This window comes from Arthrobacter sp. zg-Y750 (assembly GCF_020907365.1).
Lineage (GTDB): Bacteria > Actinomycetota > Actinomycetes > Actinomycetales > Micrococcaceae > Arthrobacter_B.
Genome location: NZ_JAJJOC010000022.1, coordinates 90,206 through 109,816 on the forward strand (window position 1 = coordinate 90,206; position 19,611 = coordinate 109,816).

Genomic DNA, 19,611 nt, shown 5'->3' on the forward strand with positions numbered 1-19,611 from the left:
ATCGGGTTTCCATCAGATTTCTGACCCGCTTTCAGGTTGGACGGTTTTGAAGCCGTTCCCGGTCGGAACGTCCTCAAGGGCCTTGAACCAACGCTCCACGTCCGTTATTCCTACAGCGCCCCGGAAGGCCCGCGGGAATGCGGAACGTTTCACTGCCAATCTCAGGCATGCCGGCTCCGGGTGCAACCAAGCACCCCTGCCGGACATTCGGCGGTCCTGGTCCACACGGACGGCGTTGACGCCTTCCATGCTGACCCGTACCAGCCGAAGCAGCACAGCCTGGTCATCCTTCTTCCTGCACCCTATGCATGTCCGCTGCGGAACGTGCGTACGGTCCCCGGTTTCCCTGGCAGCGCCGGAAGCGGCTGCAGGTGAACGGGAGGCGGAGGGTGACCCGGCCTTATACATTCTAGCGCCTTTCTTAACCGGCGCTGCATCCGCTCCCGGCACGGACGGCCTAGGAGGCCTTCGCGTCGGAAACGATGTCGATCCGCCAGCCTGTCAGCTTGGCCGCAAGGCGGGCGTTCTGCCCTTCCTTGCCGATAGCCAGCGATAGCTGGTAGTCGGGTACGACCACACGTGCCGAGCGCATGTCTTCGTCCGTGATGGTCACGGAGTTGACGCGCGACGGCGACAGTGCGTTGGCGATGAACGTTGCCGGGTCCTCGCTGAAGTCGACAATGTCGATCTTCTCGTCGTGCAGCTCGTTCATGACCGCACGCACGCGCGAACCCATTTCACCGATGCAGGCACCCTTGGCGTTGATGCCCGGGACGTTGGCCTTGACCGCGATCTTGGTGCGGTGCCCGGCTTCGCGTGCCAGTGCCACGATTTCCACGCTGCCGTCCGCGATTTCCGGAACTTCCAGTTCGAAGAGCTTCCGGACCAGGCCCGGGTGCGAACGCGAGAGGGTGATGGACGGGCCCTTGAAGCCGCGGCGCACATCAACCACGAAGGCGCGCAGGCGCGCACCGTGCAGGTACTTCTCGCCGGGGACCTGCTCGGGCGGCGGCAGCAGTGCCTCCACCGATCCGAGGTTCACCTGGATCATGTGCGGGTTGTTGCCCTGCTGGATCTGGCCGGAGACCAGTTCACCTTCGCGGCCCTTGAATTCGCCGAGGATGTTGTCATCCTCGACGTCTCGCAGCCGCTGCAGGATGATCTGCCGGGCGGTGCTGGCGGCAATGCGGCCGAAGCCTGCAGGCGTGTCGTCGAACTCCCCCACCTCGGCGCCGTCGTCGTCCAGTTCCTTGGCCCAGATGGTGACGTGGCCGGTTTTCCGGTCCAGTTCCGCCCGGGCCGAATCCTGTGCACCGTTGGTCTTGTGGTAGGCAACCAGCAGAGCCTGCTCGATGGTCGGAACAAGCAGATCCAGGGGGATCTCCCGTTCGCGTTCCAGCAGCCTCAGCGCACTCATATCAATATCCATCTAGGCCTCCTCAGCTGTGGTTTCATCATCCGGGGCGTCCTCGCCGGCCGGGTCGTCTTCAAGGTGGGCGAATTCAACTTCAACGCGGCCCTTGCGGATGTTGGCGAAAGGCAGATGGAGCGGGTCCCCCTGCTTGGCTTTCATCCCTTTCTTGACCGGGAGTTCCGGTATCAACGTAATGCCGTCATCATCGACGGAAACAATGCGGCCCATGACGTCGTCGCCGTTCACTACGGAAACCGACACCATCCGGGTCACGTTGCGGCGCCAGTGGCGCGGTTCAGTCAGGGGACGGGAGACACCCGGGGAGGAAACCTCCAGGTTGTAAGGGCTGCCGTCGTCGTGGGGATCATTATCCATGGCCTCGGATATTGCCTGTGCGGCAGCCGAGATCCGGTCCAGGCTGACTCCGCCGACCTGGGTCTCGGGAAGGTCCACGACCACGTGGACCGTGCGGTGGGCGCCGGCCATTTTGATCTCGATGTCTTCGAGGAAGAGGTCCTGCATCTCTACCGTGGGGGCCAGGTATTGCTTGAGCCGCTGCGTCTCCGCGGCTACTTCTGCACGCATCGCGTTCTTGCGGTAATCCGATGACGTGTCTTTTTTGGGGTTGGGCCGAACCGCCATAGCTGCCTCCCACTAGATGTTGTTGTAGTACCTAGACTACCGACTTTCCGCGGGCCTTGAGGCATCGATGCAGATGGGAGCGCCTTCGTGACATGATCGACTGTTGTGGATACCCCTTTGCAGAAGGCCGGAACCGAGCTCCCGCGCGCCCGCACCCGCGGCCGCCGGAGGGCCGCAGCGCGGCGGGTTGTGTTGTTCCTCGCACTGGGTTCGGTGGTGCTCAGCTTCGGCCTGATAGCCGGGAAAGGCGACGCCGCCGATCACACCCGGTCCTTCTCGCAGATTGCCTCCGCCCAGGCCCGCAGCGAAGCACGCGCCCTCGCGGCCGAGGCACAGGCCTTGGCCGGCGGGGCGCCGGACGGTACCGCTGCCGAATTCCAGCTCCACGCCGAGGGACTGCGCACGCAGGCCGCGTTGCTGGCGGGCACGGGACGGGAACCGGCAGCGGCGCCCACGCGGCACAGTTACGTGGAAACCCTCTCCACGTCCCGGCCGGAAGCCGGGCCGGGCGGGGAACCCGGGTCGGACACCGAACGGCAGCAGCGGAACACTGAACGCTATCTTCAGGCGCTGTGGGATTCAGCCGAGGCGAACCTGCATGCGGCTTGGCGGGCCGATGCAGGCACTGCCCGCCTCCTGGCCGCCACCGGCAGCGCGCAGCAGATCTGGGCCCTGCGGCTCGCTGACCTGTCCGGCGTCGAACTGCCCGCCGGGCCCGATGCAGCAGGCACGGACGCCGCCGGCACCGGCGGCTCCGCCCACTGCCCCGGCGGCAAGACCGGGGACCGCCCCGAAACGGCAGCGGCGACAGCCGCGCCCGGGGACCGCCCCGATGCGGCCGCTGCCCTCAAGACAGTCATTGATGCCGAACTGGGCACGGCCTATGCCTATGAGGTGGCCCTGGCCCAAGCCGAGCCGTCGCCGGAAATGGCCGGGGCGTGGCGCAAGCAGGTGACCGGCCACAAGGCAACCGGCACGGACGCGGTGGCGCATCTGTCCGACCTCTGCCTCCCGGCCGTGGCACCGGTGGCGGCATACCGGCTGGATCCGGATTTCCTCCGGGACCCCGCGGCGTCGCTGCCCGCTATGGAAGAGCAGTTCCCCGCCGTCTACGCTGACCTGGTGGCGCTGTCCGACGGCAACCTGCGCGGCTGGGCCATCGAGCGCCTGACCGCCGTCTCCACGGAGCGCTACCGCACGGCGGACACTGTCCCGGCGGCTCCGGGGCTGGATGCCGTTCCGGACGACCTCCCGTGGAACTGAGTCCCCCTGTCCCCCACTGCATCGGAGGTCCCCATGGCACCCGCCGTCGTTGTTCCTGACGGGCTGCGCCGCCGCTACCTCGGCAGCCGGGACGGGCGCAGCTGGCTGGAAGGCCTGCCGGCCCTGGCAGAGCGCAGCATGGCCGGTTTCGGCGCAACCTCGGATTTAAGCGCCGCGGGCCAGCCGTGGCACGGCCACGGCGCCATGGTCCTCCCCGTACGCCTGGCGGACGGGACGCCGGCCGTGCTGAAGTTCCCTTTTCCGCATCCGGAAGCCGCCGCTGAGGCCGCTGCCCTGGAACTGTGGGACGGGCAGGGCGCGGTAGGACTGCTGGACCGTGACGCTGCCGGAACATGCCTGGTCCTTGAACGCCTGGATCCGGAAAATTCCCTGCTGGACGTGCAGATGGCCGACGCCGTGCGGATCTGGGGCTCGCTGGTGCGCCGGCTGTCCCGCCCCGCGTCTGATGCTCCTCAGTGGGCGGCCGTCCCGGCCCTGGCCGAGCATGCCGAACAGCTGTCCGATGAACTCCCCGCGGAGTGGGAGGCACTGGGCCGGCCGTTTGAACGCTGGCTGCTTGAGGCCGCCCTGCAGGTATGCCAGACCCGTGGCGCAGTGGGCAGGCGTTCCTCCCGCGACGTTCTGGTTCACGGGGACCTGCACTACGCCAACGTGCTGGCCCGCCCGGGAAAGCCGGGCGAATACGCCGCCATTGATCCGCAGGCTGTTTTCGGCGAGCCGGAGTATGCCGTGGCACCCATGCTGTGGAACAGGCTGCAGGACCTGGACGCGCAGGCGCCCGAAACGGCGCTGCTGGCCCGTCTGGACGCGCTCTGCAGTGCCGCCGGGCTGGACCGCAGTGCCGCCCTGGACTGGAGTGTCCTGCGCGAGGTCGCCAATGCCGTGGACTATGTGCGGCTGGGCCGGCACGGGGATGCACAGCGTTCCATGTGGGTGGCCTCCACCCTGACCGGCCGGCGCCATCCGGGGGTCCCGCCCGTGAGCGAGCTGCCGGCAGCCTAGGCCCGCCCTAGCCGCGGATGTTCTCCACCCAGACGTCGTGGCCGAGTTTGACGATCAGTGCAGCCACCACCACCAGGAACACAATCCGGATGAACTTGCTGCCCTGCTTTACCGCCATGCGCGCGCCCAGGTATCCGCCCACCATGTTGGCGAAACCGAGCACCAGGCCCAGCCCCCAGAGCAGGGACCCGTGCGGCAGGAAGAAGGCCAAGGCGCCGAGGTTGGTGGCCATGTTCACGATCTTGGCCTTGGCGCTGGCGGCGAGGAAGTTGTAGCCGAGCATGGTCACCATGGCGATGATCAGGAACGAGCCGGTACCCGGACCGATCAGTCCGTCATAGAAGCCAATGACCAGGCCAATGCCTACGGCGGTGCCGTAATGCCGGCGTCCGGTGTGGCGGAGTTTCGTCAGCTCCCCCACCGTTGGCTTCGTCGCCGTGAAGACGGCTACGGCGACCAGCGCCGCCACAATCACGGGTTTGAAGACCGAGGACGGAAGCGACGCCGCCAGCACGGCCCCGCCGAAACTTCCGGCCAGCGCCACGCCGGCCATGGGCAGGGCTGTCCGCAGGTCCGGATGGGCCCGCCGGTAATACGTGACGGCACTGGTGGTGGTGCCGAAGATCGACCCCAACTTGTTGGTTGCCAGGGCCTGAACCGGTGAAATACCGGGCACGAGGAGCATCGCAGGAAGCTGGATCAGTCCACCGCCGCCCACAACGGCATCAACCCAGCCAGCGGCCAGGCCCGCCACCACCACTAGGGCGATGGTGGCAAACGTGACCTCCTCGAGACCGGAGACCACGCCGGCTAGAGGGCGGCTGCGCGGCGCACGTACTCCACCGCTTCGGCTACCGGAACGTTTTCTGCCGTACCGGTGGCGCGGTCCTTGATTTCCACTACGCCGTCGGCCAGGCCGCGGCCTACCACCAGGATGGTGGGAACACCGATCAGTTCGGCGTCACCGAACTTCACGCCCGGGGACACCTTGGGCCGGTCGTCGTAGATGACTTCCAGACCGGCTGCTTCGAGTTCTTCGGAGAGCTTCGCAGCGGCGTCGAAGATTTCCTCGCCGCGGCCGGTGGCCACCACATGCACGTCGGCCGGGGCCACGGCCCGGGGCCAGATGATTCCCTTGTCGTCGTGGTGGGATTCAGCGAGGGCGGCGACCGCGCGGGTCACGCCTACTCCGTAGGAGCCCATGGTCACGGTGGCCAGCTTGCCGTTGCGGTCCAGGACCTTCAGGCCCAGGGCATCGGCGTATTTGCGGCCGAGCTGGAAGATGTGGCCCATTTCGATGCCGCGTGCGGCCTCCAGGGGGCCGGAACCGTCCGGCGCTTCGTCACCTTCGCGGACCTCGACGGCTTCGATGGTGCCGTCCCAGGTGAAGTCACGGCCGGCGATGAGGCCGAGGACGTGTTTGCCGGGCTCGTTGGCTCCGGTGATCCAGCTGGTGCCGGTGACCACGCGGGGATCCACGAGGTAGAGCAGGCCGGTGGCGGATTCCTCACCCAGCACGGGTTCTTCCACGGACAGTCCCGGGCCGATGTAGCCCTTGACCAGGCCGGGGTGCTTCTTGAGGTCCTCGTCCGTAGCGGCCTCGACGGCAAGTTCGCCGCCCATTCCCACGTGGGAGCTGATGTTGGCTTCGATGCGCTTGAGGTCGACGGCGCGGTCTCCCGGCACGCCGACGACGACGATGCGGCGTTCGCCGGTGGGCAGGGTGACGGCCAGGACCACGTTCTTCAGGGTGTCCGCAGCAGTCCATTCGCCCGTTTCACGCGGGAAGCGGGCGTTGACGTCAGCCACAAGGGTGTCGATGGTGGGCGTGTCGGGGGTGTCCACCACGCGGGCTGCGGGAGCTCCGGTGTAGTCGATCTCTGCCGGGACAACGGTGGTGACGGCTTCGACGTTGGCCGCGTAGCCGCCGGCGGAACGCACGTAGGTGTCTTCACCGACCGCCATCGGGTGCAGGAATTCTTCGCTCTTGGACCCACCCATGGCGCCGGATACTGCCGAAACGACGACGATTTCCAGGCCCAGGCGCTCGAAGATGCGCAGGTACGCGTCACGGTGCGCCTGGTAGCTGGCGTCCAGTCCTTCGTCGTCCATGTCGAAGGAGTAGGAGTCCTTCATGATGAATTCGCGGCCGCGGAGCAGGCCGGCGCGCGGCCGTGCCTCGTCGCGGTACTTGGTCTGGATCTGGAACAGGGACACGGGGAGGTCCTTGTAGGAGTTGTACAGATCCTTGACCAGGAGGGTGAACATTTCCTCGTGGGTGGGGGCCAGCAGGTAATCCGCCCCCTTGCGGTCCTGCAGCCGGAACAGGTTCTCGCCGTATTCGGTCCAGCGGTTGGAGGTCTCGTACGGCTCACGCGGCAGCAGCGCCGGGAAGTGGACTTCCTGGGCGCCGATGGCAGCCATTTCCTCGCGGATGATGGTCTCGACCTTGCCCAGCACCCGCAGTCCAAGCGGCAGCCAGGAGTAGATGCCCGGAGCGGCGCGGCGGATGTAGCCCGCGCGGACCAGGAGCCGGTGGCTGGCGACGTCGGCGTCGGCCGGGTCTTCGCGCAGGGTGCGCAGGAAAAGGGTGGAGAGTCGAAGGACCACGCTGGGAATCCGTTTCTGCAGCCGCAGGGCTGCATTCAAGCTGGGACAAAGGGAGTAATGCTCCCCTCTAATCTAGCGCGTACCGCCGGTTCGGCCCGACAAGCGCTGCGACGACGGCGGGGCCGGCCCTGACCTGCAGGACCGGCCCCGCCGGGGCGTACAGCTGGGGCTTACTGCTTTTCCAGCTCGGCGAGTACCGCGTTGATGAGTTCCTCGGCCTCGGCCACGGCTGCCTCGGGATCTTCCGGAGCCTGCACGCTCATGTTGACGCGGGTGGTTCCGGAGATGCCGGATACCTGAAGGGTGGTATCCATGGTGCCGGTGCTGGTCACCGTGGTGACGAAGGCCTGAGTTACATCGGCATCCGTAGACGCGTCAAGACCCACATTGGTGGCCGTAGCCACGGCGCCAGCTGCGTCCATCTGGAACGTTGCGCACTCGTCCAGCAGTTTGCTGTCATTCTCCACCTGGGTTTCCAGCACCGCCGCATCGGGGTGGCTGACCACGGTGAGGGCCGACGTGGGGGAAAGCATCATCATGGCAATTTTTGCGTTGTCCAGCAGCTCGCCGATATCGGTCGAGGCGAAGGCGGCGCACTGCTCGGGGGTGATAACCACGCCCGCCAGCGCATCGCCGGCTCCGGTCATCTCCGGACGCAGCTGCTCGTCATTGATGACCTTGGCGCCGAGTGCCTGGTCCGAGTTCACGGCGAGCAGCGCGTCTTCGAGCTGATCCTCCATGTACTGCTCCTCGCCCACCGGACGGGTGGTGGGGGTGGCCGATTCCGACGGCGACGAGGAAGCCGACGGGGCGGAGTCCTTGCCTTCGGCGGAGCTTCCGCAGCCGGTCAGGGCTAGGACACCGGCTACTAGCAGCGCACCGGCGGTTGTGGTCTTCTTCATGGTTCCCCCAATTTTGTCCCGCTTGCGGATTGCGCAGCGGCAGTGTGATGGTTGCAGCTTTCCGTAAATGGAAAGTTCACTGAGCATCCTAACCGCGTGATCCACCTCACCCAAAAATCCCCGATTATGGCCGGTGCCGCGCTCCGGGCCTAGCCTTCCAACCGGTTCAGCACTTCCTCGAGGATCGGAGCTGTGTAGCGGATGGCTTCCTGCGGATCGCCTGCCTCATTGAGGGTGATCTGGACCGAGTTGGTACCGGACCAGGCAGTCAGGATCAGCGTGGTTTCCGTGACTCCGTTGGCCGTGGACCGGGTCTGGTAAGCCTGCGATGCCTCCCCAACCGGTGGCATGTCAGCCTCTTCGGTAACCGAGGAAATGGTCTGGCCGTTAACCGTCAGCGTGAACTGCGGGCAGGCAGAGAGCTGGCGTTTGCTGGTTTCGATTTCTGCGTCCACCGGTTCTTCCCCGGGCCAACTGATGATCGAGATGGAGTCGGGTTTCCCCGGGGCATTTCCGTCAATGGCCAGGGCCGCCATGCTGGCTTCCTCGCTGGCCTTTGCCAGGTCCATATCCTCGGTCGGGTTGCAGGGGGAATACTCGGCGCCGCGCATGGCTTCGACGGCCTGCATATTGGCCCGCTTGAGATCGGATTCCTCCACCACGGTGCCGCCAATGTCCAGGTCCGTGTTCATCTCATCCAGAAGTGCGGCCAGGTTCGCCCCGCTGATACTGCCGCCGGTGCCGGGCCCTGCAGCGGATCTTGAAGGCTGGGCGGACCGGGCGGGCTTGGCGGACTTGGCGGGCTTCTCCGACGCGGATGCTGCAGGCTTGGACCGTTCTTCCACGTCGTCCCCGCCGCCGCATCCGGTCAGCGCGAAGGCAAGCGTTAGCCCCAGTCCTGCGGCGGCGGCACGGAAAGCTCCGGCACGGAAAGCTCCGACACGGAACCCTCCGGCACGCGTGAAACCGGCATAACGGGTCCTTGTCTTATCCATCTGGTTCCCCCATTTGTCGTAGGTGACGGGCAGCCAGGGCAGCCCGTGCGTGTGCCAGAGCCTACGGCATAGCCGGAATCAGGCCGTGAAAACGGGGGGCTAAAACAGGATGGTGGCGAAGGTGCCCACCTGCTCAAAGCCGACGGCCTCGTACGTGGCGCGGGCGGGCGCGTTGTAGGAGTTCACGTACAGGCTGGTGATGGGGGCAATGTCCAGCGCGGCGGCGACGACGGCGGACATGTAGGAGCGGCTCAGGCCCCGTCCGCGGTACGCCGGGTTCATCCAGACCCCCTGGACCTGCACGGCCTGGCTGGACACTGTGCCCAGTTCCGCCTTGAAGACCACTTGCCCGGCGGCGTCGAGATCCATCAGGGAATGCCTGCGGTCAATGAGGTTCTTCACCCGCTGCCGGTAATGCCGGTCTCCGTTGGAGACGGGCGAATACCCCACCTCTTCCTCGAACATGGCCGTACACGCCGGCAGCAGCACATCCAGGTCACCGGGACGTGCGGCGCGCAGCCCGGGTGCCGGGGCGACGCCGGATTCCGCCGTCATCTGCAGCAGAGGCTGATCGGGGCGGACATCAAAAGGCTCCGGGGAGGACTGCCGCAGCTGGGACCAGATGGAGAGCACGGCCTCCGACGGGCCGAAGACGGAGGAGAAGCGGTTCCGGGACCGGGCAAGGTAGCTGCCAACCTCCGGCCCGGTATCGGCGTCCAGGCCCACGGGGACCACGTTGACGCCCGCCCAGCAGGCACCGATGAGGGTGCCACCGTCGAACACCCCCACAATGCGGCCCCCTGCCGAGGTGGGCGCGGCGGTACGGGTGGTCTCCAAGTGCGAGAGCATAAAAATATTGGCCACCGGATCGGCGGCGGCCAAGTCCCACAGCGCCACGGTGTCTTCGTCGCGCAGGATCCGCAGCGCCGCACTCGTGGCGGCGCTGCGGACCGTGTTCGCCGGCTTAGCTGACGGTAACCATGGGGCCACCCGTCCCAGCATCCTCACCCTCGGGTTCCCCCATCTCTTCCGCGATCCTCATCGCTTCTTCGATAAGGGTTTCCACAATCTGGTCCTCGGGGACGGTCTTGATGACTTCGCCCTTGACAAAAATCTGTCCCTTGCCGTTACCGGAGGCTACACCCAGATCAGCCTCGCGTGCTTCACCGGGACCGTTTACTACGCAGCCCATTACGGCTACGCGCAGCGGAATGGTCATGCCTTCCAGTCCGGCGGTGACCTGCTCGGCCAGGGTGTAGACATCCACCTGGGCGCGGCCGCAGGACGGGCAGGACACGATTTCGAGCTTGCGCGGGCGCAGGTTCAGCGACTGCAGGATCTGGTTGCCCACCTTGACTTCCTCCACCGGCGGAGCGGAGAGGGAGACGCGGATGGTGTCACCGATGCCCTTGGACAGCAGCGCACCGAACGCGGTGGCGGACTTAATGGTGCCCTGGAACGCGGGACCGGCTTCGGTCACGCCCAGGTGCAGGGGCCAGTCGCCGCGTTCGGCCAGCAGTTCGTAGGCCCGCACCATGACCACAGGGTCATTGTGCTTCACGGAGATCTTGAAGTCGTGGAAGTCGTGTTCCTCGAACAGGGACGCTTCCCACACAGCGGATTCCACCAGGGCCTCCGGCGTGGCCTTGCCGTACTTGGCCAGCAGCCGGGGATCCAGCGAACCGGCGTTGACACCGATGCGGATGGAGACGCCGGCGTCCTTGGCGGCATTGGCGATCTGCTTGACCTGGTCGTCAAACTTGCGGATGTTGCCGGGGTTCACGCGAACCGCTGCACAGCCGGCGTCGATGGCCGCAAAGACGTACTTCGGCTGGAAGTGGATGTCCGCGATCACGGGAATCTGTGACTTCTTCGCGATGATCGGCAGGGCGGCTGCGTCGTCGGCGCTGGGGCAGGCGACGCGGACAATGTCGCAGCCCGACGCCGTCAGCTCGGCGATCTGCTGCAGCGTGCCGTTGATGTCCGTGGTGGGGGTGGTGGTCATGGACTGGACGCTGATGGGCGAGTCCGAGCCGACTCCGACGGAGCCCACTTTGATCTGACGGGTTTTGCGTCGCGGCGCAAGCGTGGGCGGCGGTGCAGCTGGCATTCCAAGGTTGACCGAGGTCAAAACGTCCTCCATGTGCCGAAACGGCAGGTATTAGGCTGTGAAACGCGCGTATGACAACGCGCCCTTCCTATTATCACCCCGGCCCGGACCTGTTCGGTGGCACCGGGGCGGATATCACTCAGGGCTTAGAGCGCCCGGATCAGGAAAGGTTCGTGAAAGCGCCGATGGCGGGCTTCCACGCGGTGGTCTTCATCCCCGAGATGGCGCCCGCAACGGCGAACGGATCCTGTTTCAGGAGGTTGAGCAGATCACTTTCCTCTTCGGCCACCATCAGCAGCAGGGCTCCGGCGCCGTCGGCAAACGCTCCGGCGGACAGTACCCTGCCCTCGTCCGCCAGCTGCTGCAGCCACCCGCGGTGCGCGGGGCGGTGCTCGTTGCGGAGTTCATCCGAACCGGCTTCGTAGACATACTCAACTGCAAAAATACTCATGGGCTCAAGCCTACGGGATGCCCCGATACCGAACCGCAGGAGTGACGCAGGCTACAGCAGGAACAACCGGATCGGCATGGCCACGGCTGCGGCCCAGAGCATGGAAGTCAGCGTCCCGATGATGAAGCGTTCGGCGGCTGCCGGGGTTTCCTTAAGTTCGGCGTAGCGGCCCAGGCCCTTGACCGCCACCACATAGGCAATCGCCACGGGTTCGTCCGCGAGGACGGCGGCGGCCACGGCCAGGCGTTCCAGCATTCCGATGGCCAGTCCGCCGCGAAGGACCGCAGGCGGCGGGGGCGGCGGGTTGCCGACGTCACGGGCAAGCCGGAGCACGCCGGCGGTCACCGGCCAGCCGAGCAGTGCTGCAGCCAGCAGTCCAAGCGCAACCCACAGGACAGCCACTACCGGTCCCCCTTCATATCTGTTCCATCCCTGCCGGATCTGTTCCGTCCCTGCCGGCCCCGCCCGCACCCGGAGGTACGGCGAGGTCATCCGCGCGCCGCAGCAGCACGGCGGCCGCCGGCCGGGCAGCCCATTCCTCCTGCCACCCCGCCCTCGCTACGGCCTTACTCACTGCCTGGGAGCTGATGCCGAGCATACGGGCGGCACCTGTCTGGGCTCCCCATTTGCCGGGTTCGACGTGTTGCAGGATCCGCCATTCCGACTCTGTCCGCTCGGCGATCAAGCGGCCCAGCAGTACGAGTACTGCCTCCGCCTCGGCGGCGCCGGGCGATCCTTCGACCGCCACCGCGGGCCGGTCGCCGGTTTTCTTGGCCCGGTCGACGGCTCGGCGGGCGGCAACGAAGGCCGGCCCGCCGGCCTCCCGCGGGCTGCGCGGCAAGGGTTCATGGACCGGTCCGACGCCGATTCCCACGTACCAGTTCCCGTTCCTGAGGACCTGGAGAGCGGCGTCGACGGCGGTCTCGGCACTTGCGCAGACCCCTTGTACCTCATCCCCAACGGAGCGTTCGAAGGGCAGCACCATGGGCAGCTCAGCGAGGGCAGCCAGGAGCCCCGGAACACGGTCTCCGCTCCCCTGGCTGTTCCTTTGGTCAATGGTCAGGACGAACATTCTGCAACCGTAAACGTATGCAAATCAAATTGCAACCAATAAAGGGTTCAAACTAGTTTCCAACCTAGACGCGGTGGCCGGGTACGGGCCGCAAGACTCACAGCTCCAGCTCCACTCGCCGGGATTCCTGCAGATCACCGCACGCGATGTCCGTTTGCTGACGGTTTGGGTTTCTGCTGCCACTTACAGTTTCTGCTGCCGGTCGAAACCGGTCGATTTCACACAAACTGGCAGCAGATTCCTCACCCAGCATTTTCCGAACTGCAAGCAAACAGCAGGGACAGCAGGATAAGGCGGCCCAGCGGACGACGGCGCGCGCAGGCGCCCGGATAAGGCGGCTTTAATATCCCGGCGAGCTCTGCGAGCAAGGGATTTCGTTGCCGCCGTTCCGGGCACCGGAGCGCGGCAGCAGGCACCCGAGCACACCGCTAGTTGAACAGGCTGACCGGCTTCACAATGTCGGCGTAGATCAGCAGCGCGCCCATACCCATCAGCAGCACCGCCACCGCATACGTCAAGGGCAGCATCTTGGCCATGTCGAAGGGCCCCGGATCCGGCCGGCGGAACAGCTTGGCCACACGGCGGCGCAGCCCCTCCCACAGGGCGCCGGCCACGTGCCCGCCGTCCAGCGGCAGCAGCGGAATCAGGTTGAACACAAACAGGGCCAGGTTGACGCTGGCGACCAGCCCGATGAGCGTGGCTACCCGGCTTTGGAGCGGGATGGCGTCCTGGGAAGAAATTTCCCCGGCGATCCTGCCTACGCCCACCACGCTCATGGGTCCGTTCGGGTCACGCGGCTCGGAGGAGAAGGCGGCCTGCGCCACGTCCACTACGCGCTGGGGCAGGTTCACCACCACGCTGGCAATGTTGGCCAGGTTCTCCCCCACCGTGGGCAGCACCGCCCCGGCAGACTGCCGGACGAGGGCCTGCTCGGCACCGACGCCGATGAAGCCCACTTCCTGTGTGACGTAGTTGCCCTGGTCATCGGTCTCTGCGGCACCGTCGTCGCCCACCACCGGACGTTCGGTGAGCAGCGGGGTGATGGTGGTCTGCTGCTCGACGCCGTCGCGCTCGTAGGTCAGCGGAACACTGCGGCCCGCGGTCTCGCGGATCCAGCCGGAGAGCTCCTCCCAGGAGGACACCTGCTTGCCGTCAAAGACCGTGATGGTGTCCCCCGGAAGCAGTCCGGCCTCATACGCCGGCGCCGCGGGGTCCTCGGCGGTGCAGTCGGTCTGGCCGGTGGCCGCCTGCTGCTCGGCGCTGATAACGCACTTGTTGACCTCCGCCAGCGTGGTGGTGGTCTGCGCGGTGCCGAAGCCCATCAGCAGTACGGCGAAGAGCACCACGCCGATCAGCAGGTTCATCAACGGCCCGCCGAGCATAATGATGATCCGCTTGTAGATGGGCAGCTTGTAGAAGACCCGGTTTTCGTCGCCCTCCACCAGGCGGTCGGTCTCGGCCTGCCGTGCTTCGGTAGCCAACTGCTGGAACATTCCGGTGCTGGAGCGGCGGACCTCGCCGTCGTGCTCCTTGTTGGGCGGGAACATGCCCACCATGGACACGTAGCCGCCCAGGGGCAGCGCCTTGAACCCGTACTCCGTTTCACCCTTGGTGCGGGAGAAAACCGTGGGCCCGAACCCGATCATGTACTGGGTCACCCGGACCTTGAACGCCTTGGCGGGCAGCAAGTGCCCCACCTCATGCAGCGCAATGGACGCCGCGATGCCCAGCGCCACAAAAAGCACGCCCAGGATGAAAAGCAGAATGGTCAACGGGCTTCCTTCATTTCAACGTCACAACTGATCATCTTCCACAACGCTTCCGCGCCGCTTCGCGTGCCCACCGCTCCGCTGCAAGCAGCGAGTCCAGGGTGAGCGGGCCGTCGTCGGGAGCTTCCCCAAGTACGGCGGCGATCGTATCAACGATGTCTGTGAAACCAATCAACCCGTCATGGAAGGCATCCACGGCTTCCTCGTTGGCGGCGTTGTAGACGGCCATTTTCGTGCCGCCGGCGGCTGCGGCGCGCTTGGCCAGGGCGACGGCGGGGAACGCTTCCTCATCCAGCGGTTCGAAGGTCCACTCGGTGGCCCGGGTCCAGTCGCACGGCCTGGCGGCACCGGGTACGCGGTGCGGCCAGCCCATCCCCAGGGCAATGGGCAGGCGCATGTCCGGCGGGGAGGCCTGGGCAATGGTGGACCCGTCCACAAACTGCACCATGGAATGCACCACCGACTGCGGGTGGACCACTACGTCGATCCGTTCCAGCGGGATGTCGAAGAGCAGGTGCGCCTCGATGACTTCCAGGGCCTTGTTCACCATGGTGGCGGAATTGGTGGTGACCATGCGGCCCATTTTCCAGGTGGGGTGCGCCAACGCCTGTTCGGGAGTCACATCGGCCAGATCTGCCCGCTTGAGCCCGCGGAACGGCCCGCCCGACGCCGTGACCACCAGACGGTCCACTTCCTCGTGGGTGCCGGAACGGAGGGCCTGGGCCAGGGCGGAGTGCTCGGAGTCCACGGGAACCAGCTGTCCCGGTGCGGCGGCCCGCTTCACCAGCTCGCCGCCCACAATCAGGGACTCCTTGTTGGCCAGCGCCAGCATGTGTCCGGCCGCCAGCGCAGCCAGCGTGGGTTCCAGGCCAATGGACCCGGTGATGCCGTTCAGCACGACGTCGGCTTCCGGCCAGGCGGCGACGGCGGTGGCCGCGGTGGGGCCTGCAAACAGTTCCGGATCGTAGCCGGTGACGCCGGCGGAGGCTGCGGCCGCATCGATATGCCGGCGCAGCGTTGCCACGTCCACGGCAGCACATCCCACTGCTTCGGCCCGGGTGTGCACGGCCTGCTGCGCGAGCAGGTCCAGGTTCGAGCCGCCGGCCGCCAGCGCCACAATGCGGAACCGCTCCGGGGCGCCGTCGGCCACGTCGATGGCCTGCGTACCGATGGATCCCGTGGATCCCAGCAGGACCACGCGGCGGGGCAAGTGGTTCGAACCGGGCCGGCGGGAACGGACGTAGTCGTGGTCGGAGGACATCGATTCGGAAGGCTGCATGCCTCCAGTATCCCGCACCCTACCGTCCGGGCTGCAGTGCCTGCACAGCATCGGCGATGGGCGTGGTGCCGGTGATCAGCCCCAGCGCCTGGTGGACGCCGTCGCCGGTCTTCAGCAATTCGGCCAGGACGGCGGCGACGTCGGAGCGCGGGATGGTGTCCCGGGGTACGTCCGGGGCCAGCTCCACGACTCCCAGAGGTGCGTCGTTGGTGAGGATGCCCGGGCGCAGGATGGTCCAGTCCAGCTGGCTGCGCGCCATGAGGTCCTCTTCGGCGGCGAGCTTGGCCACGAGGTAGGCGTACATCACCTCATCCAGGCCCTGCGGGCGGTTACCATCCCGGACTGCGTCCAGCCCGCCGGAGGAGACCTGGAGGAAACGCCCGGCCCCGGCCTGCTCGGCGGCTTCGGCCAGCAGCACCGCGGCGGCGCGGTCCACCGTGTCCTTGCGGGCGGCTCCGCTTCCCGGCCCGGCACCGGCGGCGAACACCGCGGCGTCGGCGCCGGTGAGCACCTGCACCACGTCTTCGAGGGTGCTGTTCTCCAGGTCCAGGACCACCGGAGCCACGCCGTCGCCTTCCAGGTCCGCTGCCTGCTCCGGGTTGCGGATCAACCCGGCGACGTCGTGGCCGTCCGCGGCCAGCAGGCGTCCGAGTTCGCGGGCAATTCTTCCGTGGGCTCCAGCTATCACTATGCGCATGACAGCTAAACGGCTCCCGTCCGCGGATGATTCCCACCCGGCAACAGCTTTACGTCCGATTCAGTGCCGGAGGCGTGCCCGCCCTGCCGGTCCCAGCTCCGGCATTGCGGAGCAGATAAACCGCTGCCGCGGCACAGATGAGGAAAACCATCCCGCCCGCGGCTACCGGGAGGGCAACGTTTACCACGGCGAGGGCTCCGCCGGCTGCGGAACCTAGGGCCAGGCCCAGCAGCCCCAGCACGCGGGATGCGGCATTGACACGCCCGCGGAGTCCGTCCGGAACCAGGCGCTGCCTCAGCGATGTTGCGCAGATCCCCCACACAACAGCGTGGAAGATGTACGCCGCCAGAAGCAGTGCCGCCGCTGAGGCGTTGTGTGTGACGGCGAGGACGAGGAGGGAGCCGGCGCCGATGGCGAGGGCGGCGGAAATGGTCCAGCGGTAGCCGAACCATGCACTCATACGGGGCGTTGCATACGAGGCGATCAGGCCGCCGGCGGCTGACACGGCGAGGATGATGCCGTACCCGGCGCCGTCGACGCCCAGTTGCTGCTGCGCGAACAGCACCAGAATCGAGAAGGCCAGCATGTAGCCCGTGCTGGCGAGGGCGCCAATAAGCGCAAGCCCGCCGACCAGCCGGTGCCGCACCAGCCAGTGCGCACCGGCCATGGCATCCCGCCATACCGTGCTGCCGGGTACGGCGATACGGTCCGGGGCGGCAGTGCGGTCCGGTCCGGCGGTACTGTCCGGGGCGGCGCGCGGCGGCAAGGCCAAGGCCAGCACCCCTGCCACGGCCCACAACCCGCCCATCGCAAAGAGGGGTGCCGATGCAGCCAGGGCGAAGAGAAGCCCACCCAACGGCGGCCCTGCGAATTCATCCGCGACAAGCTGCGACGCCGAGATCCGGCTGTTCGCCCGGTCCAGGTCCCCAGGGCCTACGAGGCCCGGGACGAGGGAAACCGCGGCATTGTCGGCAGCGCTTTCAAGCGTTCCGACGACCGCGAACGCGGCATACACCAGAAGCAGTCCACCGATTCCGAAGTGGACACACAGCGCTAGGGTGGCCACCGCTGTGCCCCGCAGCAGATTAGCTGACACGAGCACGAGCCGGCGGTCGGCCCGATCCACCCACACCCCGACGGGCAGGGCTGCGAGCAGGCGTACAAGTGCATAAACCGTAGCGAGCCCGGCAACCCACCGCGGGTCGTCCGTCAGGGATGCGGCCAGCAGCGGCATCGACACGAAAGCCAGCCCGTCCGCGAGGTTCGACGCGGAATTCGCACCCCACAGGGCATTGAACGCACAGCCAAGGGACATGGCGATGAGCCTACCCTCCGGCCCCTGCGGGGCTACGCTCCGGCGCGGCGCAGGGTCTGCCCGGCCTGCAGCAGCAGCGGCCCGTCAATCATCTGGCCGCGGAAGCTGAACACTCCCCCGTGGTTCTTCGCCTCGGCGAGGACCTGCTCGGCGTAGGTGACATCCGCGGGGTTCGGTGCGTAGGCTGCGCGCACTGCCGCGACCTGGTCGGGATGGATGCAGGCCTTGGCAGCAAAACCGGAGGCAACTGCATCGCGGGCTTCCTGCTCCAGCCCGGCGATGTCCGGGATGTTGCCGTAAATGGAGTCAATGGCGCCCTTGCCAAACGCTCCGGCAGCCAGCAGCACGGTGCACCGGGCCTGGACGGCCACGCTGCGGTAGGAACCGTCGTCGCGGCGGCTGGACTCCCCGCCGAGGGAGGCGAGCAGGTCCTCGGCACCCCACATGAGGGCTGCCACGGTGGGCACCGCGGCAATCTCGGCGGCACGCACCACGCCCAGGGCGGTTTCCAGCAGGGCAACGACCGTGAAGCCTGCGAGCGCCTGCCCGATAGCGGCCGGGTCTTCGGCCTTGGCCAGCATCACCGTGCGGTAAGGGGTGTCCCACAGGGCGGCAAGGTCACGCTCAAACTCGTCGCTGCCCAGCGGATTGACCCGCACAATGGTGGACGCCGGATCCAGTTCCGCGGACCGGAGGTTCTTCCGGGCAGCGTCCTTGTCCCTGGGTGCCACGGCATCTTCCAGGTCCAGGATGACGGCGTCCGCCCGTTCGGCTGCCTTGCCGAAACGGTCGGGCCGGTCTCCCGGGCAGAAAAGCAGGGCGGGTCCCATGGGGAAGGTGGTCATGCGCTGGACTCCTCGGTCTTTACGGTGATGCTTATCGCTCCAACCTATCGCGTGGCCGCAGCCTGTTCCTGCGCTGCGTATCCGTCCGCCGTCCACAGCAGGGCCGTCCGGGTACACCGGCCGACGACGTCGCCGTTCTGGTTCCGGCCGGTGTGGGCCAGCGTGACAATCCCCTGGCCCGGCCGGGAGGAGGACAGCCGCATATCCAGCACTTCGGTTTCGGTATAGAGGGTGTCGCCGTGGAACAGCGGGTGCGGGAAGCTGATCTCCCCCAGCCCCAGCTGCGCCACCAGGGTGCCCTGCGTCAGCTGCGCGACCGACTGTCCCACCATCGTGGCCAGGGTGAACATGGAGTTCACCAGCCGCTGCCCGAACGGCTGCCCCTGGCTGTAGGCGGCGTCCAGGTGCAGGCCCTGGGTGTTCATGGTCAGGGTGGTGAACAGGACATTGTCCGCTTCGGTGACCGTGCGGCCGGGCCGGTGCCGGTACACCGTTCCCGGCTCGAATTCCCCGTACCAGAGGCCGCGCTGCTCAACCACCCGGGGCGCCATGGCCGTCTTCTCGGTGCCGGCGTCCGGCTCCTCATACGTCAAGGGACACCTCCAGCGGAGCACCTGTTCCGGCCAGGACCTCGTCCACGGTGACACCGGGCGCCGTTTCGCGCAGCACCAGCCCCTCCGGTCCCACCTCGATGACGGCCAGGTCCGTGACAATCAGGTCCACGCATCCCTTTCCGGTCAGCGGCAGGGAGCACTCGGCCACGATCTTGGGCCGGCCGGTCCGGTCCAGGTGCTCCATCATCACAATGACGCGTTTCGCGCCGAAGACCAGGTCCATGGCCCCGCCCATGCCCTTGACCATCTTTCCCGGCACCATCCAGTTGGCCAGGTCGCCGTTGGCCGCCACTTCCATGGCGCCCAGCACGGCCACGTCCACGTGCCCGCCGCGCACCATGCCGAAGGACGCCCCGGAATCGAAGAAGGAGGCCCCGCTGTTCACGGTGACCGTTTCCTTCCCGGCGTTGATCAGGTCCGGGTCCAGCCGGTCCTCGGCGGGATAGGGTCCGACGCCGAGGATTCCGTTCTCGGAGTGCAGCACCACTTCCACGCCCTCCGGGATGTAGTTCGGGATCAGGGTGGGCATACCGATGCCCAGGTTCACGTATTCGCCGTCGTGCAGCTCCCGGGCCACCCGGGCGGCCAGCTCATGCCGGGTCAGTGCCAT

At 66.9% G+C, this 19,611-nt stretch carries 21 protein-coding genes; 2 read left to right on the forward strand and 19 right to left on the reverse strand.

Annotation, left to right across the window (positions count from 1 at the left end; genetic code table 11):
- Window positions 1-12 precede the first annotated feature (12 nt).
- Genes LOC57_RS14455 through rimP form a run of 3 tightly spaced genes read right to left on the reverse strand, consistent with a single transcriptional unit; the run spans window position 13 to window position 2,056 of the window.
- A complete protein-coding gene (locus LOC57_RS14455; protein ID WP_227913982.1) occupies window positions 13-408 on the reverse strand; it encodes a YlxR family protein in 396 nt (131 codons plus the stop codon).
- Window positions 409-457: 49 nt separating this feature from the next.
- Window positions 458-1,429 carry a transcription termination factor NusA gene (gene nusA, locus LOC57_RS14460; protein WP_229960600.1) on the reverse strand — a complete coding sequence of 324 codons (972 nt, stop codon included), beginning with the start codon at window positions 1,427-1,429 and terminating at the stop codon, window positions 458-460.
- Complete coding sequence (gene rimP / locus LOC57_RS14465; protein WP_229960602.1) at window positions 1,430-2,056, reverse strand: ribosome maturation factor RimP; 627 nt, start codon at window positions 2,054-2,056, stop codon at window positions 1,430-1,432.
- 105 nt (window positions 2,057-2,161) lie between these two features.
- Here rimP and LOC57_RS14470 point away from each other — a divergent pair, with 105 nt between their 5' ends.
- Both LOC57_RS14470 and LOC57_RS14475 read left to right on the forward strand, forming a co-directional pair.
- Window positions 2,162-3,319 (forward strand): DUF4439 domain-containing protein, encoded by a 1,158-nt coding sequence (locus tag LOC57_RS14470; RefSeq protein ID WP_227913979.1) that lies wholly within the window; start codon window positions 2,162-2,164, stop codon window positions 3,317-3,319.
- 33 nt (window positions 3,320-3,352) lie between these two features.
- The gene (locus LOC57_RS14475; protein WP_229960604.1) at window positions 3,353-4,342 is read left to right on the forward strand and encodes an aminoglycoside phosphotransferase family protein; all 990 of its coding nucleotides are present in this window, start codon (window positions 3,353-3,355) and stop codon (window positions 4,340-4,342) included.
- Between the two features lie 7 nt (window positions 4,343-4,349).
- Here the strand turns inward: LOC57_RS14475 and LOC57_RS14480 are convergent, their stop codons facing one another.
- The 16 genes from LOC57_RS14480 to LOC57_RS14555 all read right to left on the reverse strand — a co-directional run bounded on the left by LOC57_RS14480 (window position 4,350) and on the right by LOC57_RS14555 (window position 19,611).
- The gene (locus tag LOC57_RS14480) at window positions 4,350-5,147 is read right to left on the reverse strand and encodes a sulfite exporter TauE/SafE family protein (RefSeq protein WP_227927299.1); all 798 of its coding nucleotides are present in this window, start codon (window positions 5,145-5,147) and stop codon (window positions 4,350-4,352) included.
- 5 nt (window positions 5,148-5,152) lie between these two features.
- Window positions 5,153-6,952, reverse strand: coding sequence for a proline--tRNA ligase (locus tag LOC57_RS14485; RefSeq protein WP_229960605.1), 1,800 nt, complete (start codon window positions 6,950-6,952; stop codon window positions 5,153-5,155).
- Between the two features lie 170 nt (window positions 6,953-7,122).
- Window positions 7,123-7,854 (reverse strand): hypothetical protein, encoded by a 732-nt coding sequence (locus LOC57_RS14490; protein WP_227913975.1) that lies wholly within the window; start codon window positions 7,852-7,854, stop codon window positions 7,123-7,125.
- Window positions 7,855-8,003: 149 nt separating this feature from the next.
- Window positions 8,004-8,849 carry a hypothetical protein gene (locus tag LOC57_RS14495; protein ID WP_229960606.1) on the reverse strand — a complete coding sequence of 282 codons (846 nt, stop codon included), beginning with the start codon at window positions 8,847-8,849 and terminating at the stop codon, window positions 8,004-8,006.
- A 99-nt stretch (window positions 8,850-8,948) separates the two neighbouring features.
- Window positions 8,949-9,839, reverse strand: a complete 891-nt coding sequence (locus LOC57_RS14500) for a GNAT family N-acetyltransferase (RefSeq protein WP_331460679.1) — start codon at window positions 9,837-9,839, stop codon at window positions 8,949-8,951.
- Complete coding sequence (gene ispG / locus LOC57_RS14505) at window positions 9,814-10,980, reverse strand: flavodoxin-dependent (E)-4-hydroxy-3-methylbut-2-enyl-diphosphate synthase (protein ID WP_227914062.1); 1,167 nt, start codon at window positions 10,978-10,980, stop codon at window positions 9,814-9,816. The genes LOC57_RS14500 and ispG overlap by 26 nt, the downstream gene beginning before the upstream one ends.
- Before the next feature lie 139 nt (window positions 10,981-11,119).
- Window positions 11,120-11,410 (reverse strand): YciI family protein, encoded by a 291-nt coding sequence (locus tag LOC57_RS14510; RefSeq protein ID WP_227927302.1) that lies wholly within the window; start codon window positions 11,408-11,410, stop codon window positions 11,120-11,122.
- Between the two features lie 51 nt (window positions 11,411-11,461).
- The gene (locus LOC57_RS14515; protein ID WP_227913972.1) at window positions 11,462-11,812 is read right to left on the reverse strand and encodes a hypothetical protein; all 351 of its coding nucleotides are present in this window, start codon (window positions 11,810-11,812) and stop codon (window positions 11,462-11,464) included.
- Window positions 11,813-11,825: 13 nt separating this feature from the next.
- Window positions 11,826-12,482: a MarR family transcriptional regulator gene (locus tag LOC57_RS14520; RefSeq protein WP_227913971.1), complete on the reverse strand. Its 657-nt coding sequence runs from the start codon at window positions 12,480-12,482 to the stop codon at window positions 11,826-11,828.
- Between the two features lie 428 nt (window positions 12,483-12,910).
- A complete protein-coding gene (locus tag LOC57_RS14525) occupies window positions 12,911-14,254 on the reverse strand; it encodes a M50 family metallopeptidase (protein WP_229960608.1) in 1,344 nt (447 codons plus the stop codon).
- Between the two features lie 31 nt (window positions 14,255-14,285).
- Window positions 14,286-15,512: a 1-deoxy-D-xylulose-5-phosphate reductoisomerase gene (gene dxr, locus LOC57_RS14530; protein WP_227914061.1), complete on the reverse strand. Its 1,227-nt coding sequence runs from the start codon at window positions 15,510-15,512 to the stop codon at window positions 14,286-14,288.
- Window positions 15,513-15,549: 37 nt separating this feature from the next.
- Complete coding sequence (locus tag LOC57_RS14535; protein ID WP_227913969.1) at window positions 15,550-16,227, reverse strand: NAD(P)-binding oxidoreductase; 678 nt, start codon at window positions 16,225-16,227, stop codon at window positions 15,550-15,552.
- A 49-nt stretch (window positions 16,228-16,276) separates the two neighbouring features.
- The gene (locus LOC57_RS14540) at window positions 16,277-17,542 is read right to left on the reverse strand and encodes an MFS transporter (protein ID WP_227913968.1); all 1,266 of its coding nucleotides are present in this window, start codon (window positions 17,540-17,542) and stop codon (window positions 16,277-16,279) included.
- A gap of 32 nt (window positions 17,543-17,574) precedes the next feature.
- A complete protein-coding gene (locus tag LOC57_RS14545; protein ID WP_229960611.1) occupies window positions 17,575-18,387 on the reverse strand; it encodes an HpcH/HpaI aldolase/citrate lyase family protein in 813 nt (270 codons plus the stop codon).
- Window positions 18,388-18,431: 44 nt separating this feature from the next.
- Complete coding sequence (locus LOC57_RS14550; RefSeq protein WP_229960692.1) at window positions 18,432-18,938, reverse strand: MaoC family dehydratase; 507 nt, start codon at window positions 18,936-18,938, stop codon at window positions 18,432-18,434.
- Window positions 18,939-18,969: 31 nt separating this feature from the next.
- A complete protein-coding gene (locus LOC57_RS14555) occupies window positions 18,970-19,611 on the reverse strand; it encodes a CoA transferase subunit B (protein WP_229960613.1) in 642 nt (213 codons plus the stop codon).

Coding starts and splice junctions, on each gene's coding strand:
- LOC57_RS14520 (WP_227913971.1), bottom strand. CDS start 12,482: ATGTTCGTCCTGACCATTGACCAAAGGAACAGCCAGGGGAGCGGAGAC.
- LOC57_RS14495 (WP_229960606.1), bottom strand. CDS start 8,849: ATGGATAAGACAAGGACCCGTTATGCCGGTTTCACGCGTGCCGGAGGG.
- LOC57_RS14545 (WP_229960611.1), bottom strand. CDS start 18,387: ATGACCACCTTCCCCATGGGACCCGCCCTGCTTTTCTGCCCGGGAGAC.
- LOC57_RS14540 (WP_227913968.1), bottom strand. CDS start 17,542: ATGTCCCTTGGCTGTGCGTTCAATGCCCTGTGGGGTGCGAATTCCGCG.
- LOC57_RS14555 (WP_229960613.1), bottom strand. CDS start 19,611: ATGGCACTGACCCGGCATGAGCTGGCCGCCCGGGTGGCCCGGGAGCTG.
- dxr (WP_227914061.1), bottom strand. CDS start 15,512: ATGTCCTCCGACCACGACTACGTCCGTTCCCGCCGGCCCGGTTCGAAC.
- LOC57_RS14475 (WP_229960604.1), top strand. CDS start 3,353: ATGGCACCCGCCGTCGTTGTTCCTGACGGGCTGCGCCGCCGCTACCTC.
- LOC57_RS14455 (WP_227913982.1), bottom strand. CDS start 408: ATGTATAAGGCCGGGTCACCCTCCGCCTCCCGTTCACCTGCAGCCGCT.
- LOC57_RS14535 (WP_227913969.1), bottom strand. CDS start 16,227: ATGCGCATAGTGATAGCTGGAGCCCACGGAAGAATTGCCCGCGAACTC.
- LOC57_RS14510 (WP_227927302.1), bottom strand. CDS start 11,410: ATGAGTATTTTTGCAGTTGAGTATGTCTACGAAGCCGGTTCGGATGAA.
- LOC57_RS14490 (WP_227913975.1), bottom strand. CDS start 7,854: ATGAAGAAGACCACAACCGCCGGTGCGCTGCTAGTAGCCGGTGTCCTA.
- rimP (WP_229960602.1), bottom strand. CDS start 2,056: ATGGCGGTTCGGCCCAACCCCAAAAAAGACACGTCATCGGATTACCGC.
- LOC57_RS14550 (WP_229960692.1), bottom strand. CDS start 18,938: ATGGCGCCCCGGGTGGTTGAGCAGCGCGGCCTCTGGTACGGGGAATTC.
- nusA (WP_229960600.1), bottom strand. CDS start 1,429: ATGGATATTGATATGAGTGCGCTGAGGCTGCTGGAACGCGAACGGGAG.